The 16,203-nt window shown below is 38.6% G+C and carries 16 protein-coding genes and 1 pseudogene; 13 read left to right on the top strand and 4 right to left on the bottom strand.

Annotated features, from left to right (window positions below; translation table 11 throughout):
* Window positions 1–129: 129 nt before the first annotated feature.
* The 11 genes and pseudogenes from M3661_RS29215 to M3661_RS29265 all read left to right on the top strand — a co-directional run.
* A pseudogene (locus tag M3661_RS29215) lies at window positions 130–721 on the top strand (IS3 family transposase); the annotation flags it as partial.
* Between the two features lie 46 nt (window positions 722–767).
* Window positions 768–2,063 carry a hypothetical protein gene (locus M3661_RS29220; RefSeq protein ID WP_251490908.1) on the top strand — a complete coding sequence of 432 codons (1,296 nt, stop codon included), beginning with the start codon at window positions 768–770 and terminating at the stop codon, window positions 2,061–2,063.
* A gap of 246 nt (window positions 2,064–2,309) precedes the next feature.
* Window positions 2,310–3,263 carry a hypothetical protein gene (locus tag M3661_RS29225; RefSeq protein ID WP_251490911.1) on the top strand — a complete coding sequence of 318 codons (954 nt, stop codon included), beginning with the start codon at window positions 2,310–2,312 and terminating at the stop codon, window positions 3,261–3,263.
* Window positions 3,264–3,630: 367 nt separating this feature from the next.
* Window positions 3,631–3,876 carry a hypothetical protein gene (locus M3661_RS29230; protein ID WP_251490914.1) on the top strand — a complete coding sequence of 82 codons (246 nt, stop codon included), beginning with the start codon at window positions 3,631–3,633 and terminating at the stop codon, window positions 3,874–3,876.
* Complete coding sequence (locus M3661_RS29235; RefSeq protein ID WP_251490948.1) at window positions 3,873–4,208, top strand: low molecular weight protein tyrosine phosphatase family protein; 336 nt, start codon at window positions 3,873–3,875, stop codon at window positions 4,206–4,208. The genes M3661_RS29230 and M3661_RS29235 overlap by 4 nt, the downstream gene beginning before the upstream one ends.
* A 208-nt stretch (window positions 4,209–4,416) precedes the next feature.
* Window positions 4,417–5,409, top strand: coding sequence for a helveticin J family class III bacteriocin (locus M3661_RS29240; protein WP_251490917.1), 993 nt, complete (start codon window positions 4,417–4,419; stop codon window positions 5,407–5,409).
* Window positions 5,410–5,723: 314 nt separating this feature from the next.
* Window positions 5,724–6,497, top strand: coding sequence for an arylamine N-acetyltransferase (locus M3661_RS29245; protein WP_251490920.1), 774 nt, complete (start codon window positions 5,724–5,726; stop codon window positions 6,495–6,497).
* Between the two features lie 3 nt (window positions 6,498–6,500).
* Window positions 6,501–6,743, top strand: a complete 243-nt coding sequence (locus M3661_RS29250) for a hypothetical protein (RefSeq protein WP_251490923.1) — start codon at window positions 6,501–6,503, stop codon at window positions 6,741–6,743.
* Between the two features lie 22 nt (window positions 6,744–6,765).
* The gene (locus tag M3661_RS29255; RefSeq protein WP_251490926.1) at window positions 6,766–6,954 is read left to right on the top strand and encodes a hypothetical protein; all 189 of its coding nucleotides are present in this window, start codon (window positions 6,766–6,768) and stop codon (window positions 6,952–6,954) included.
* 553 nt (window positions 6,955–7,507) lie between these two features.
* Window positions 7,508–7,771 (top strand): hypothetical protein, encoded by a 264-nt coding sequence (locus M3661_RS29260; RefSeq protein WP_251490928.1) that lies wholly within the window; start codon window positions 7,508–7,510, stop codon window positions 7,769–7,771.
* Window positions 7,772–7,814: 43 nt separating this feature from the next.
* The gene (locus M3661_RS29265) at window positions 7,815–7,994 is read left to right on the top strand and encodes a hypothetical protein (RefSeq protein WP_251490931.1); all 180 of its coding nucleotides are present in this window, start codon (window positions 7,815–7,817) and stop codon (window positions 7,992–7,994) included.
* A 704-nt stretch (window positions 7,995–8,698) separates the two neighbouring features.
* Here the strand turns inward: M3661_RS29265 and M3661_RS29270 are convergent.
* Complete coding sequence (locus M3661_RS29270) at window positions 8,699–8,968, bottom strand: hypothetical protein (protein ID WP_251490934.1); 270 nt, start codon at window positions 8,966–8,968, stop codon at window positions 8,699–8,701.
* Between the two features lie 177 nt (window positions 8,969–9,145).
* Between M3661_RS29270 and M3661_RS29275 the strand changes: the two genes are divergently transcribed.
* A complete protein-coding gene (locus tag M3661_RS29275) occupies window positions 9,146–9,844 on the top strand; it encodes a hypothetical protein (protein WP_251490937.1) in 699 nt (232 codons plus the stop codon).
* Window positions 9,845–10,508: 664 nt separating this feature from the next.
* On the opposite strand, the gene M3661_RS29280 is transcribed toward M3661_RS29275, so the two are convergent.
* The 3 genes from M3661_RS29280 to M3661_RS30590 form a co-directional block, all read right to left on the bottom strand.
* Entirely contained in the window at window positions 10,509–10,673 is a 165-nt protein-coding gene (locus tag M3661_RS29280; RefSeq protein WP_311279653.1) for a Spo0E family sporulation regulatory protein-aspartic acid phosphatase, read from the bottom strand.
* Between the two features lie 247 nt (window positions 10,674–10,920).
* On the bottom strand, window positions 10,921–12,210 hold the full coding sequence (locus M3661_RS29285) for a helix-turn-helix domain-containing protein (protein ID WP_251490940.1): 1,290 nt from the start codon (window positions 12,208–12,210) through the stop codon (window positions 10,921–10,923).
* Between the two features lie 1,004 nt (window positions 12,211–13,214).
* Entirely contained in the window at window positions 13,215–14,966 is a 1,752-nt protein-coding gene (locus tag M3661_RS30590; RefSeq protein WP_251490943.1) for an Ig-like domain-containing protein, read from the bottom strand.
* On the opposite strand from M3661_RS30590, the gene M3661_RS29295 reads away from it, so the two are divergent.
* Window positions 14,948–15,697, top strand: coding sequence for an ABC transporter substrate-binding protein (locus M3661_RS29295; protein ID WP_251490945.1), 750 nt, complete (start codon window positions 14,948–14,950; stop codon window positions 15,695–15,697). The two genes, M3661_RS30590 and M3661_RS29295, sit on opposite strands and share 19 nt — an antisense overlap.
* Window positions 15,698–16,203 lie beyond the last annotated feature (506 nt).

Here is a 16,203-nt window from a genome sequence, read left to right on the forward strand (position 1 = left end):
TTTCACGGGAGAGAGTTTCCGCTTCAAGCAAGCGATGGAACGGGTTCCTTTGTAGCTTTGCAGGTGGATGGCAAGTGCTTTGGCATTTTTGGCTGCAAAATTGAGCATTTTTCACTTGCAAAAAACACACAAGGCCTTGTATCTTCATACACAGTTGCCCAATACAAACCTCACAAGACTGCATGTAACGAGTCACAGCAATCCAATGAATTGAATCGTCAATTTCACCAATCCGAAGCTAAACATGTTGTAGTAAGCGATTTAACCTATGTCAGAGTTAAAAACAGATGGCACTATATCTGTGTATTAGTTGATCTCTTTAATCGAGAAATTATTGGCTCCAGTGTGGGATTTAACAAAGATTCTGCACTAGTAGCACGGGCATTTGCTTCTGTACGAGGTGATCTACGCCAGATTCAATTATTCCATACCGATCGTGGTAGTGAGTTTAAGGACAAGTTACTCAATGAAACGTTGAATGCATTCCAAATCGGTCGTTCTTTAAGCATGAAAGGTTGCCCTTACGACAACGCCGTTGCTAAAGCCAAATTTAAATCATGAAAACGGAGTTCATTAACCAAATGAGGTTTCATAGCCTTCAGCATCTGAAACTGGAGTTAAATGATTATGTGAAATGGTACAATAAACACCGAATTCACGGGACACTAGGCTTATGAACCCAGTTGATTACAGAAAATTGGCCCTTAAAAAAGTTGTCTAGTTTAGTGTTGACAGTCCAGTATTGCTTTAATAATGGAGGGAAAAGAGTGCCTTATCAAACTGATGAAAGATTAAAAAGCTATCTTGATACAAATCAATTACATAGAGAACAAATGTGTAGAGCGATACTTGCAATAGACAAAAGATTTACTGATGTGCAACCTCGTCATCCGAGAGGAGGTCCTGACGGAGGGAGAGATATCGAAGCAATTTATAGAGAGAGTCAATTAACTTTTGGAGCTGTCGGATTTGTAAACCAAGCAAATGACTCAGAAGAACAGAAAAAGAAGATCAAGGAAAAATTTGATAGCGACTTATCTAGTGCAGTTAGTTCAGATAATAGGCCTAGTGGATTTGTTTTTTTTACCAACATCAATTTAACAATAGGTGAAAAGGAATTATTAATAGATAAAGCAAAAAAGAAACAAATTCTATTTTGTGAGATTTTAGATCGAGAACGACTAAGAATCACTTTAGATAGTCCAGATGGATTTGCAATTAGATTTCAATACCTTAGCATTTCTTTATCTGAAGAAGAACAAGCAAGCTTTTTTGCTCGCTGGGGAGACGATATTCAGTCGGTTATATCTACGGGATTTCAACGCATTGAGAACACTTTGAATAGAGTTCTCTTTTTACAAGAATACACGAATCCAATATCCCATCTCACATTATCTTTTGAGTTAGATCGAAGATATCCTGGAGAGGAAATTGGTCATTTTAGATTGTTTTGCTCATTGTATCTAAAAGAGTCAAAACACAATATCCTATCACTACTATTTGGGTCTTCCGATAAATCAAATAGAATTAGAAAAGAAATAAATAGGGATCTCGCTCAACAAAAAGCAGGAATTAAATTTGGTATCTGTGGTGGCCAGTGGCAGCAAATTACTAATATCGAAGATCACGAAAGCATTATTGATCAAGAAGAAGAAAAGTATCAATGTGTAGGTACCTTTACATCAATCGGGAGAGGTGAAGTTGATTTTATAGCTATATCATATAGTGAGGATAGTCTGTTTAGACTCATGCCTGGTTTAATTCTAAGAGATTTTGATGAATCTATGTTCTTACCGTTTGTAAACAAATCGTTAGCAGATAAAATAACAGCAATTCATATCTATTCGAATGGTTACAAACTACAAGAAATTGGTAACAAAGAGTTTTATATAGATAATTCTGATTTTAATCCTAATATACCTGTAGAATTTACAACTGAAGAGCTAATTGATCCATGGGTAAGAATTCGACCCAACAAATCATCAATATTTCACATCGACTTTTTTGAGGAAACACCAAAAAGATTATTTGTACCCACTCAATTAGATAACAAACAGGAATAAAATAAGATTTGAGGTATTTTATGGTGGATTACATAACACAATATTCACGTATCGATCCAGCCGGCCATCGGTCTGCCCGAGGCATTTCAGGGATTAGGATTCAGGTGGACACATCTGCGCGGCTAAGTGGCTGCACCACCCGAACCCGATCAAACCGTAATCGGCTCGAACTCAGGAATCCTTAAGCCTTTCAGTGTCGTGAATACAAGAACGTAATAAGTAATGTGGCAAGAAAAAGGAGCGAAAATGAAAAAGACCATCTCTCTTTTGGTGTTAATTGATATTATCGGTAAAATATCGTATAAATTCCCACTTCTTCTTGTGGTTATGGTGATGATATTTTTGTACAGGCCTATTATGAAATATTTGAGTAAGGTGAGTACATGGATGTTCGGTAAATTGAAAGAAGGAAATAAATTTGTTTACTATTGGATAAAAACAGGCGGAATATTACTCATAATATTGATCATGCTACTCGTTGCATATTCTTTTCTTATGAGTATGAGAGGAATATTTGATGAAGAAATATTAGGTTTCTTGTCTGTAGTATTATTGTTTAGTGCCTATTTATCTTTAAGTTTGGTTATTTTTAATATGTTTTTTCGCGCTAACAATATTATATCTCAAATTAATAGACCTATGGTGATTCTGATATTTGCAGTCATTGTTATGATAATGGTCGAGGCTATATCAGCTCTATTATTTTATAAAGATGGATATTACCAATACAAAGATAAATTAATTAATTTCAACATATCTCAAATTAATCAGAAATCTAATCAAGATGATATAATAAAGTTATTTAATGATCTTATATCTTCTGATATTAATAGAGAGGCAACGCATGATTCTCTAGTAGAAAATTTCTCTTCTCTTAAACGACTAGTAGATGAACATAACATATTAATTGATAGTAATTTCGCTAAAGAAATAAGAGAATATTCCTTGAAGAGTAATGTGAAAGATGGTGAATTTCCTAGTTTAAATTTATTCATGAAACTATATAAGTTTTCATTTTATCAACATTATATGCTAGGGTTGGATGATGAACTATTAAATTATCAAAAATTTATCGCATCAAATATTTATTTATCAATAATACAAATGGTCCATATCTTATTTACTAAACTGATTGATTTAATAATTATCGGTAAAATTATTTCAATACTTACTAAGGATATGAATCAAGAAGAATCATAGTATTTCATGCAGTCGCCACACTTCTATAACACTATATTTATGCATCGGGGCATTCGCCACTCGGTCTTAGGATATAAAATTATGTCTGGATAAATTAATTTAGTCATTTCATTATTTTTGATGTCAATGTCTTAATGAAACTGGAGGGATCAATCCTTTATATAAACCAGCTAATCAAAGTCAACTCTATCCATAAAATGATTCGTTTGTTAATTGTAAGCATACTCAATAGAGCTTCTAGAAGAGCAGATACCTGTGGAAGTTAATTACCGATTCAGGGGTTTAATAGATTGAAAAGCCCGGTGTTTTCTCCGGTATAAAGAAAAAGTTCATCCCTGGACTTAAGGATTTAGTAAGTATACTTAATTTGGATTATTTCAATTATAGATGTATTGTAGTTCCCAAAGATGGTTCGTTACAGGATTGGAGATTTAGATTATTTACTTATGAGCATGCAATGTATAGGGAAGAAGAAACAAGAGCTTTATGGATTGAAGAAAGCGAAGAAAATGATTATGAAAACATTGTTTTTCCGCTTATAAGAAAACTTTCAATGGACGTGACGAATGAAACGAATGAAATGAACTTTAAAACAGAAGGTGAAGACTCATAAAATTACTATTCGTATGCAGCAAAAATAAATGGAGAAGCTTAACTGCGGAGAAAATCTTTAATCTTTTGAATGAATATGATGTACGGTCGGCAGGTACTGAAGAGGGTGCTCGAGTTAAAGTTACAGGTGGTCATATCGGCTGGGCAGATATCATTTTTGTGATGGAGAAGAAGCATATAAGGAGATTAAGAGATAAGTATAGTTTTGAGTTGAATGGTAAGAAACTAATATGCTTGGATATACCAGATGATTTTACATATATGGATGAAGAACTAATCGAGTTATTGAAAGCAAAAGTTTCAGAATATATAGAAATACCAAGTGAATTCTAAAAGAAACTGAAGAAGCCTCTACTTCGAGTAATGAAAAATGTTCTTAGGGGGGACAATAACTTCCCCGAACTTTTTCAGAAATTCATCGTTCTAAATTACTTGCATTCCCAATATGATTTAGTCCGTAATCGAGTAAAGTGGTTTCAATCGATCGATTGCATTTTCCGGTAGCTTGTCCAATAATATTTCACTTAATGGAGGTATCCGGATGTTGCAAGCTCATGCTTTGGGTCTTCTGAAAAGCCAGTTGAAAATGTTCACACCTGTTGTTCTCGCCATTCTTATTTTTGGAATGTCTGTTTTGCCCGCTTTTGCGGCTACTCCTGGGAAAACGGTAAGCTCATCGGCAACGCTCGCTTACAATCTTAAAGGACTGAATCACAATGTGGCTGTGCAGAAAGCTTACATTGCAGATAAGTATCTTTACGTAACTCAGCGGTCTGGGGGAACATGCTATCTTTCACGATTGCTCATAAACGGAAATGACGCTACGTACGTGGATGAAATGACCGTTACCAACACTGGACATTGTCAAACCCTCGATATGTATACATACAACGATATCAATTATTTCTATTTCAGTTCAAAAGCCGATCCTTCAACATCGTATAACTGGTCCCTCCAGGTGGCAAGACTTACATACGCTGCCGGTACGACAGTTGATTATACGGCTCTTCATCGGGTCACCTACATGAATTATGCGAATAAAACGGGTGCAAAACTAGGGGAGACCTATCGTGTTGATGGGGGCGGCAATAGTAAATATACGGTTTTCCGGGTACAAACGAAAGAAGGTACCGTAACTTGGTCGATTTATGACACAGTGGCATTGAATAAACTTCTGGATAGCAATGAACAAGTTCGTATGGATAGTGCGGCGGCGAAAAGCGCATGTGTGACCAGTTTTACGCAGTCGGGCGATGGTATAGTCAGACCGAACGGGTCTTTCCAGGGGGCTGATATGCTCGATAGCACAGAAATATATACATCAGGCGGAGCAGAAGGCCAAACCCCGCAGATTGCGATGATGACAAACACAGGAGCGTACAAAACCCTCGTGAAAATTACGAATGTGGGGACTCATGAAATCGAGGGCGTACAGACCAAAAACGGCAACGTATATTTTACAATCGTTATGGATCCTGTAAATAAGAAAAATACGCAGAAAGTTTATTACGTTTCTGATAGCGTATTTAAATAACAGTCAAACGGGTCAACCTGAGTGCGTAAAGTTTCCAAACAGAAATCAAGTGCAGACATAGTAAGCCGCCATTTTGGTGGCTTATTTGTCGTCTTGAAGAAGTATTGGAGCTCACAACAGATGAATGCATAGAATGTCGACCATTATCGGGTACATGGGAATATCGCTCTTATAACTATAGCTCTAATTAGATCATTTTTGAAATATAGACTGGAAAATATGGAAATTGCAAGAGATGAGGGAGATAATAAATATAGGAAAGACGCCTTGTTCAATGGGATAAATATCGCGAAAGCATATGAAAGGAGTTCACTATGGAACATGAAGCGTTAGTTGCTCGGTTTCTTCATTTTCTGTCGGTTGAAAAGCAGCCTATTAGCTTGGCGTTTCTCAATGAACTTATTCAGAGGCATCAAGAGAGAGTAAGATGGGAAACGCTGACGAAAATACTCGATTGGGAAAAAGGAAATCGAACAGGAAACTACCTCCCTTCTATTGATACGTACATCGAGCGCATCGTGAACAAAGGGATGGGAGGAACATGCTGGACAAATGCAATAGGGTTTCATTGGCTGCTATCCCGGCTTGGATTTTCCGTTTCTTATATGTACATGGACCCTGGCCACTTGTGTTTGCGCGTGAACCTCGATCAACCTTACTATGTAGATGTCGGGTATTGTGCTCCGTTATTTCAGGCATACCCGCTGTATCAATCCTTTCAAGTGAAAAATGTAAGGGAAGTCTTTACCTATCAGGTATCTCAGAATGAAATTCAAATTATTCGAAACCCTGGACCTACTAAAACCCTTGATTCCAATCCGATAGCATTAGACAAAATGACTCCGCTGATTAGGAATGCGAACAATTGGGAAACATCGCCTATGCTGCAAAACATTCAAATTTTCGGCTACATCAATGGAATTCCGACTTCGTTGAACGATAATATGCTAAAGCAGTATTTTCAGCATGAGAAGGTGGAAAGACATCTAAGCCCTGACGAGCTGAGAGAATGGGTTACAGAAAAGTTTCAAATCGATCAGCAAATGTACGAAAATGCCTTAAGCATATTCAATGAGAAGAAAACATAATGTATGGAGCCTAGTCGAGAATACATGTTATTAGATAGGAAGCAGATCCTATATGCTAGTCGTGTACGAGCAAAAGATAAACTTAAATATTATCTTGGCTATCAAGTGTTAATGGAAGCTTTAAATGTTGTGCTTAACTTTACGGGCATAGCAGAGGATGGACTCACATATGCTTTTGAATATATGGGATTGCCTAAATGGTTGGCGGAAATTGCAGCTAGAGCTATAGTCTTCTTTCTGTTGTAGGCAAATAAAGGAGGAACTAAACGTGTATATACTGGCACTGATTATATTTATTATTACAGGTTTAGTATCCGTACTTGATATTTTGTTTGGTATAAGTAATTTAGGCGGTGAGCGGTTCAATCTGGCGATTAGAATTTCACGGTTGTTGTTCGTTTCCTCAGCACTTTTTTTGTTGGTTCGAAAGGATAAAAGCAGTAAAAAGAAGGACTAGTTCCCACGAATCGAATTGCAAGGAGACAGGACTAACTTGGTATATCAAGGGGGACTTTGAGACGTACTCGTACGAATCCGGACTTCTAAAACATATGTTAGTAGCTTTTGCAGGGATCTCCTATAGGGCATCTTTTTATTATTCTGAATGTGGAATAAGAGTTTCATACAATAAATCTAGCTTTACTCAAAGGACTATACATAATTAGATAAAGCGACATTTTGATTACTTAATTCTAAAAATAATTTTTTATTCCATCATTGTTCGACAGACAGGTGCTTGCCTGCATGTTAAATTAAGATCGACATTTAGATAAATTCTAAATGTATCAAATTATAGAGGAAATAGAAGATGAAAAAAGTATCTAAAAGTATCTATTGCATCTTTGGCCTTACTTCTTGTGTGCAGTTTGATTATGTCGGTTGTTTCTGCGTCTGCAAGTCCGAAGGTTCAGCAAGTAGTATTGCAAGCACAAGGTAACACTACGACAGATCTTGATGAAGTCGCTAACTATTTTGGTTTTTCTGAGTAAGAAAAACAGGATTTCGTCAAATTGATTAACGAAAAAGAATCGCCTGAGTACGAAGTAAAAGGAAAGTTGAGTTGGGCAGTTAAAGCTCTAAAGGCGGCATGGGATCTGATTCCTGATAGTGTGAAAGTAGCTTTGGGAGGCACAGCAGGTTTTGCTACGCTATTAAGTGTAATTGACAACTTTACTGGCGCTGTTGAAGATGCTGTCTATGCAGGAGCACTTGCAGTAACAGGGAACGAGACGGTTGCTTGGTGGATCACTAAAGCTTTGATGTTATTGCTGTAAGTAAAAGTCCTGAGTACAACTTTTATCTAGAGGTGGTGAGAGCTTGGAAGACAAAAAGTTCAATAAGCTAACCACTGCAACAGCTGTCATTCTCCCAATATTATTTATTGTCACATTCTTTGTTTTGCTCAAAATGAACTATTTGGTTACAGATATTATTGCATATGTTTTAGCTGTTGTTTGGATTGTGGTTACAATAAGAGGTATGAGACGGCGGAAGTGATGGGAACAATGCTAAAACAGGGACACCTTCGGGTGTCCTTATTAAATAAGAGATTGATATATTAATGGGAGGCAATTTAGTGTCGATTAACACATGATGGGAGGTTTTAAATAATCGTCAAACGGGTCAACCTGAGTGCGTTAAGTTTCCAAACAGAAATCAAGTGCAAACATAACAAGCCGCCAGTTTGGCGGTTTATTTGTTTTAACATAGGAGAATGCTGATCTTTAAACGAAACTCATTCACAGGCTGAACTGATGGTAAGGAGCCTGACGGCTTTTATTTGGTGAGGAGCTTGTCATGTCGACCATCATTCGGGTATATGGGAATACTTATCCTTCTTACAACTACAGCTCTAATTGGATAATTGTTTGAAAGAACGATTGGAAAATGTGGAATTTCCGTCCGATGAGTTTGATAATAATGATAAGATAGGCGCCTAGTTCATTGGGATGAATATGGCGAAATAATATAATAGGAGTTCACTATGGTACAAAAAGCGTCAGTTACCCATATTCTTGTCGGCTGAAAAGCAACATCTCAGCATGACGTTTCTTAATGAACTTATCCAAAGACATCAAGAAAGAGCGAAATAGGAAACGCTAACGAAGATACTCGATTGGGAAAAAAGAAATCGAAAAGGCAAGGGGGTTACTTTGGCTGTTATAAGAAATTAAGGATGCCTCGAAAACGCATCCATTTTATTATTCTGTATTAGGTTTGAAAATCAAATACAGCACATAAACAATAAGTGTAGCGATACCCAATTCAAATAGTAGCCTCAAATAATCCAATTGATAAGCTACAAAGAATTCATCAACTTGATGTTCGCCTTGCAGTTCCCAAAGAGAAACGTATTTCTTTGAATGATACCTCATTTCTTCTCCCCAAACTACAGTCACTGGAACTTTGAACAGACCCAAAAAGGTAATTACGATCAAATAGATGCTCAGAAAAATTCTCTTGATAATCAAATACTAAACCTCCTAAAAAATAGTTTAATGCCAATAATCGACATTATAATAACTAAATATCAAAAAATAATTTTTATACCATCAATATTCGACAGACAAGCTTTTGACCAGATGTTAAATTAAGATCAACATTTGGGAATTTACCTAAATGTACCATATTATAGGAGGAATGAAAAGATGAAAAAAGTATCTATTACATCAATGATTCTGCTCCTGATCTGTAGTTTGTTTGTGTCGGCGGTTTCAGCAGATGCGGACAACATCCCACAGCCAATCAACAAGAAGCCTAATCGCGTGCCATTCGAGTTGCTGAATCAGAGTCTGAGTGAAACTGGCAATGCCACAATTACCATCACAGATCCACAAAAGTTGAAAGAAATCGCTGTACAAGATGGTTTGCAAGAAGTTCCAAAAAAAGTTGAATATGAATACGTTCCGATTAAAGATAAGGATCAAAACTCCAATCAATTTACCACCCTTGCAGACGTATACTTCTTAACATCTCAAGATAAAGGTCGCGGTCACTATTCATCGTCGGACATGTATAAGGAGTTCTATGTTTATGGTCCCGACAATTTTACAATTTCGGAATCAACTAAGAAGCATACCTATTTCGATGGAGAAATCAAGCTCGATGTAAGTGTGTTAGAGGCTAAAGTAGGGATTAAAATTGGAACTGAACGCGATGTCAGATGGTCAAGCACTACTGAAATCAAAAAAGGAGAAAAAATTAGATTTCAATTGTACACTACTTGGCGTCAAATCAATTATTGGGAATGGTTCGGCCCAAATGGAAATACAAGTAAATCCAAATGCACGGGATATGGGACTGTTTACGATCCTGACGGACAACTTATTAAGAAGGTTTATTTCTAATGTTAATGTAACATATTCAAAAATGCCTTGTTTTACGACAAGGCATTTTTATATTGTGATAGGAGTGTCCTTTATTTAATACATTTAATGTAGGAGGTGGTATTTATGGATCAGGACACCAGGAAAATTTTGAAATTTATTCTTAGAACTATTGCAGTTATTTTAGTTCTTGTCATCATCTTAATTGTTTTTGGCGTAGTCCAGTTCATAATCTTGACAAATAGTTGACTGACATAAATTCAAATTTATTTCCCTTATTCAGAATAAGGGCTTTTTTGTTAAAAGGGCAACTTTGTGTCGATATGATGATATATACATATAATTAGGGTTCTACTGCCGGACAGCCGCACCAGATGATGTCTGTTGAACTAAAGTTATTATATAATAAAAAAGTCTTGATATATAAGGTTTCCTATTATTAGTTCACCGTACAGATGACAACAACAATAATAAATTACTAATTATTTGAATTCACCGTATCCATGAACACTAAAAATGTCCCCATGATGGACATAGGGACAGCTGCTAATTAACATACAACCTGTAAATATTATTAGCCAAACCAATGCATTACTATACCTTTCTACTAAATTAAAGTTAAGGAATAAAATGAATTTAGAGCTGTGCATGGGAGACATTTGTTCGGAAATCGCTATTACAAGTGTTAATTTCTCGAACGTTTTTTCTTCTGCATTTCTAGTATTAATCTATCTAGTTCTTGGCTGATAAGAACCACTTCTTCGTTTGAAAATCCTCCCTTATTATTCTCGACAATCTTGATTAACTTCTTCCTTAGTTCAACAATTTTATCCTCTAAAGAATCTATAATATCTCACCTCACGTACACTATCTCTCTATTGAGTATAATGTACGTTACAAGTCAGATATGTGAAAAAATCCCACTGCAACCCCGTGTCGAAAAATGAAAAAGAGCAACCCTTTATTGGCGCTGCTCTTTATTACTGCCTACCATGGATGGATAACACCTGTATCACCAAGTGCCGCGACGGTGGTTATAAATACGACTGTGAAGAGAAGGGATTTAATATAGAGTTTCTTCAATGAGTTTTTCATACCTAGCCCTCCGTTTCGTTGGTGCTCATATAATAATAATTGCTTAGTTTTTGAAGAATGTGTTTGCTCATGGAGGTGTTATTTTCTAGATGTATATGTAAAATCTTTTGAAGACATTCTTTCTCCTTGATTGTATCGCTAATTTTTGAAAAGCACAACGCTCCATCCATTAGAGCATTTATACATTTTTCAATTTCCCCTATAGCTAAGTAATAATCACCTTGCAGTTTCAGAAATTCCCCGTATCCATAATAAGTTAATGGATTACTTTTGGTCATGATGGATGAGTTCACTCTACCACTTTCCAAAACAATTTTAACGTCATCGATGCGATTTTGATCTAAACACAATCGTATGAGATGTCTTGCTGCTGGGAGAATAAATGCGTCACTACATGTTTCAAAAAATGATTTGAGTTCTTTAATAGCTTGGTCTTCGTTCCCCTTAACCGCTTTAAATAAAGCTTCCATCAATACAACATGTTCTTGAGTGTTAGGATAGTTGAATTGTTTATATTGAATTGAATATATCTCCGACTCTTTGTATTCACCTAAAGCAAAAAAACAATCTCTAAGGACAGCGATAGCATGTACTCTGTAAGGACTACTGCTGTCATCATCCTCTACAAATACTTTCTTACAATATTCAACGCTCTCGTTGTAGAGCCTTAAGTTGTATGTATGGATTCCTAGTTTATAATACAACTCGATTCGTTCTTCTTTGGATAGAAAATCGATGTAGTGAATAACATACTTCCCATCGAAATAAGTTCCCTTCATTCGCATGAAGTCATTTCTTTCAATCAAGTACTTTTGGTACAAACCTTTAGCTATATAGGGCATTATTCCGTGCGAACGCGAGTGTTCTATGATGAGGTCATATAAGGACAATTTCATGGAGGTGTCTTCAATGGAGCCGATGTATTTATAAAGCTTTTCTGTTAAGTCAACGCTGTCTTCATTCGGAGCCTTGAGATACTTAACTGCAACCTTGCGTATTAATTCGTTACTGCTCTTTTGCTTTATCGTCGCTTGCAAAATATCAAACAATAAGTCTGATCTTTTTTCACCTTCGACGTAATAATCAACCAATGTTTCAAAAGGGATACCCAATGAAGTGGTTAATAGCCTTACAGTTGAAAAATCTGGTCGTTTTATTTCGCTTTTCTCTATCCTTGATATCGTACCTTTATTTATGCCTGACAGCTCTGATAACTGCGTAATCGTTATATTCGATGCAAATCTAGTGTCGTGAATTAGTTCTCCTATTGTTTTTATGATCGATGTTGTCATCAATATCAGCCCTCCTTCTTCTATTTTTATTACCTATATTTTACCATGTTGTGTAGCTCATGTAAATTGGTTGCTGACATGAGAAAGACAAGAAACGGAGTGATATAATTCTCCCTCTTTTGTTTTGTAATAAGGGGATGCATTTGGGTTAAGACGAGAAATAATAAAATTAATATCAGTGAGGATTTTAAAACGAAATTTGAAGATTGAATTGGCATATATTGCATGGGAATGATTTCTTTGACGATAGATAATTGGGGGTGGTATTTGCGCAATTCGCAAATATGGGAAGGCGACAAGCGATGGAACCCCGATTTCATCGAGTTATCTGGAATAATCGTTGGTTTTTTGGTTGTACTGTTTGAGAATTTAGATACCGATCCGTACCCGACACATGTCATCTATGATTTTATGATCCTACAGAAGTATAGAAGAACTGGAATTGGTCAATGCGCTGAGAGATGGCATTCGAATTATACAATGCAGATTGGAAAGTAGCTCAAATGGCGAATAATGCTCTTGCGATATCGTTCTGGAGAAAAGTAATTCATAAATTCACAAGTAATAACTATAAGGAAATATACAGGGAAGATCTAAATAAATACTTCCAATTGTTCAGTACGAAGAAAGTAGAGGCAATCTAAACAGGCAGGGGAGTCATACAGAATGAATCAACAAGTTGTATTAGACGGTATCATGAGCTCTTGAAATGTGAATTATCGCAATCGCTAGTGGGAATCTATTTACACGGTTCAATGGCGATGGGATTCTTTACCCCTCACAAAGTGATATTGATCTATTAGTCATTGTAAAGGAAAAGCTGTCCAAAGATACGTACAAGAATATTGCTCGGGAAATAATTCGTCTATAAAAGGATGAATGCTAGAGCACGGCATTCGATATTGGAGTGAATATAGAGTAAGGTAGAAAAGTATTTTTAGTTCCGAACTCCGTGCTCTAGCTAGGCATTTACTTGTAACGAAGATTATATGAATAATGGCTGATTACAAATCTAGCTCCGGCTGTTCCACTTCTTGCGGAACGGATGCCCGAAGCACCTGAACGTTGGACGTCGCCTGAAGTCCCCTATAGGCAGCATGGATTTTCGTGAATCCCGCTTTACGGCCAATCAGGTTCCCCTCATTATCGCATTCGAGAATGTCCGGATTGGCGCTTCGGAAAGTTGCTTCCTTGGTCACGTCTATTTCTTTATGTACGGAATAGTCGTAAAGTATGACCCTTACATCGATCATGGAGCCGGCACTTAGCGAGTAGTCATTCGAATCCAGCCGGAGGTCTCCGCGGGCCGGTTCAGGCTCAACCCAATCTTCCGGTAGCACGGTTACTTTCAAGCTGGCATTGAGCCCTCCGTAAGTGGCCCCAATATAAGTGACTCCAGGCTCATGACCCGTGACTCTACCCGATGCGTCGACGTCGGCAATACGAGAATCACCCGAGCTATACACGGCTGCGCCTGATATATCGCTGACCATTCCATTACCGTAGACGGCTTGCAGTACAGTCGGCATGCTGGTGCCTGATTTTACTTGCATCTCTTTCTCCATGAAAGAAATGCTTTCCAATGTCTGTTCTGTAGGAGGCATGTTCTCGAAAGGTGCCAGCTTCATGAGCTGAAGCTTCCATACCTCTCCTCGTTTCACGGTTCCGGTGAAAATAAATCCGCCGTCGCGAGCTACTGCTGCCTTGCCAACGTCGCTCAGCGGTGGGCCTGGGAGCGCTTCGCGGCTTGTCAAATCGCCGTTTACGTCGAACGTGACTATCGCATATTCCGATTTCCAGCCTGAGCTCTCGCCTAACATACGCATACCGAGCATGGCATATCCGTCTTTCGTCCGCACCAGACTTTTGAACAATTCCGAGATCGGTTCTGTATATGTTTTTTCCCATTCCGTTTGACCGTTTACGTCCGTCTTGGTGAGAATGGTGACATCACCCTGCTTTGTTCTTTTACGGTTGCCTACCAGATAACCTCCGTCATCGGAAGAGATGATAGAAAAGGCACGCCGTTTCGTATTTGGTTCTTGGAACGGCCGTGACCATACGATGTCGCCTTGCTCATTAAGTTTCATCATAAGCATGGCGTCCTCATCGCCAGGCTCATAATCTGGATAGCCTATGCCGCCAATTACAATGTAACCTCCGTCACTGGCGGGGATCATATCGGCAAAAAATTCGCTGCCGATAAAGCGATAGTCTCTATACCATAACTTTTCTCCGTTGCTATCCACCTTCAGGATGTAGCCCTTCTCGTAGGCGCTGGCAGAGAACATCCCTCTCCCGGCAATCATAAAGCTGCCGTCATCCGTTTCAATAATAGCTACCGGAGTGTGGTGGAATTGTCCATCCTCAACAGCCTTGTGCCACAGTACTTGTCCAGACGCATCCAGCCGAATGAGATATAGCTTGTCCATCGGTTTGCCGTCGTAGGACTTGTAGGTGCCGGCTACTAAATATCCTCCGTCCCTAGTCTCTATCGCCCGATACGCGGCATTCCCGGACGAATAATGATCTAGCTTTTGCTCCCATAGCGGCTGTCCTTCTACATCCGTTTTAATGATATAAGCCTTAACGACATATTGCCAACTGTCTTGCCCAATCATTTCCTTCTCCGTAATGCTGCCTACCGTCAAATAACCGCCATCGGAGGTAGGAATGACTTCTTCCCCTCTGGAACTACTACCATAATCCCTAAACCATTCCACGGCCGGATCAATATTTGGGCAGCTTTGTTGCACTAGATGTTATTCCAATCGGCGTTCCGGGGCTTCATTTGCAGAATCCGTATTTTCAAGAAGCCTTGAAAGGTGTAGCGGATCTTGGCGATATTAACGGCAATTTGGAGAAGATGCTTGATTTGCAGCCAGATCTAATCGTTACGGGAGTAAAGGATGACCAAGCGCGTTATGAGCAATTGTCCAAAATTGCGCCGACAATTGCGGTGCCATTCGGTGAATTGAAAAACGCCCATGAAGAGCTGAGCTATTTCGGCAAGCTTCTTGGAAAAGAAAAGGAAGCAGAAGCTTGGCTTGCGAACTATGATCATCGTGTTGCGGCAGCCAAAGAAAAAGTGAGAAAAGTGATACCTGCTGATGCATCAATCACGATTCTGGAAACGGCGGATAAGTCGACCTACGTATACGGCGATAATTTCGGCCGTGGCGGACAGGCCATTTATCAGGCACTTGGCTTTAAGCCGCCTGCTCAAGTGGCTCCGAAGATTATGGAGAAGCAGTGGGCAGAGCTGTCAGGCGAATTGCTGCCGCAGTATGCAGGCGACTATATTATTCTTACCTCGAACAACCGTACGTTGGAAGACTTGAAGGCTGATCCGATCTGGGGTTCATTAGATGCCATCAAGAATAACCGCGTATACATATGGAAGGAAGAACGCTCTTGGTATTTCGACCCGATTGCGGTCCTGTCGCAGACAGAGGAGCTTGCGGCCTGGCTGACTAGCTTGAAGTAACCGGATATGGCAATGTTGTGACAACTAATTACGAACAAGATTCAAAGGGCATCTGTGTCTAAGACGGATGTCCTTTGTCATGTCGGGGAACGGATAGAACTCAAGTTGATGATTTTATGGAACATTTTGGCGGCTTATTTGTTTTAACATAGGAGAATGCTGCGTGCTTTGAGTGAAACTCATTCACAGGCTGAACTGAAGCAATACTTTCAACATGGGAAGGTGGAGAGGCGTCTTGTTCGGTGAAAATAAAGTTTTAGACTGGAGTCGTTGATTTATCGCGGTTTTTGAATTGATGAATCGTCAGCTTTTGAAAAATATGTTTTAGACTGTTCCATTAAAAGAAGCAGCGGCGAACCAAGACTGGAAAAATAAAGTCTTAGACGCCCATGCCGCTAACGCGACACCATCAGATGATGAAAATGGGCGGATTGCGATATAATTTACTTACGGCTGGCGAAGGCAGGTCGGCAGTCAATGGTGCTTCGAGCCCGAGTCTTAGACTG

Source organism: Paenibacillus sp. MER 180 (assembly GCF_023713665.1).
Taxonomy (GTDB): domain Bacteria; phylum Bacillota; class Bacilli; order Paenibacillales; family Paenibacillaceae; genus Paenibacillus_B; species Paenibacillus_B suaedae.

Coding starts and splice junctions, on each gene's coding strand:
- M3661_RS29240 (WP_251490917.1), top strand. CDS start 4,417: ATGTTGCAAGCTCATGCTTTGGGTCTTCTGAAAAGCCAGTTGAAAATG.
- M3661_RS29275 (WP_251490937.1), top strand. CDS start 9,146: ATGAAAAAAGTATCTATTACATCAATGATTCTGCTCCTGATCTGTAGT.
- M3661_RS29225 (WP_251490911.1), top strand. CDS start 2,310: ATGAAAAAGACCATCTCTCTTTTGGTGTTAATTGATATTATCGGTAAA.
- M3661_RS29285 (WP_251490940.1), bottom strand. CDS start 12,210: ATGACAACATCGATCATAAAAACAATAGGAGAACTAATTCACGACACT.
- M3661_RS29250 (WP_251490923.1), top strand. CDS start 6,501: ATGGAGCCTAGTCGAGAATACATGTTATTAGATAGGAAGCAGATCCTA.
- M3661_RS29245 (WP_251490920.1), top strand. CDS start 5,724: ATGGAACATGAAGCGTTAGTTGCTCGGTTTCTTCATTTTCTGTCGGTT.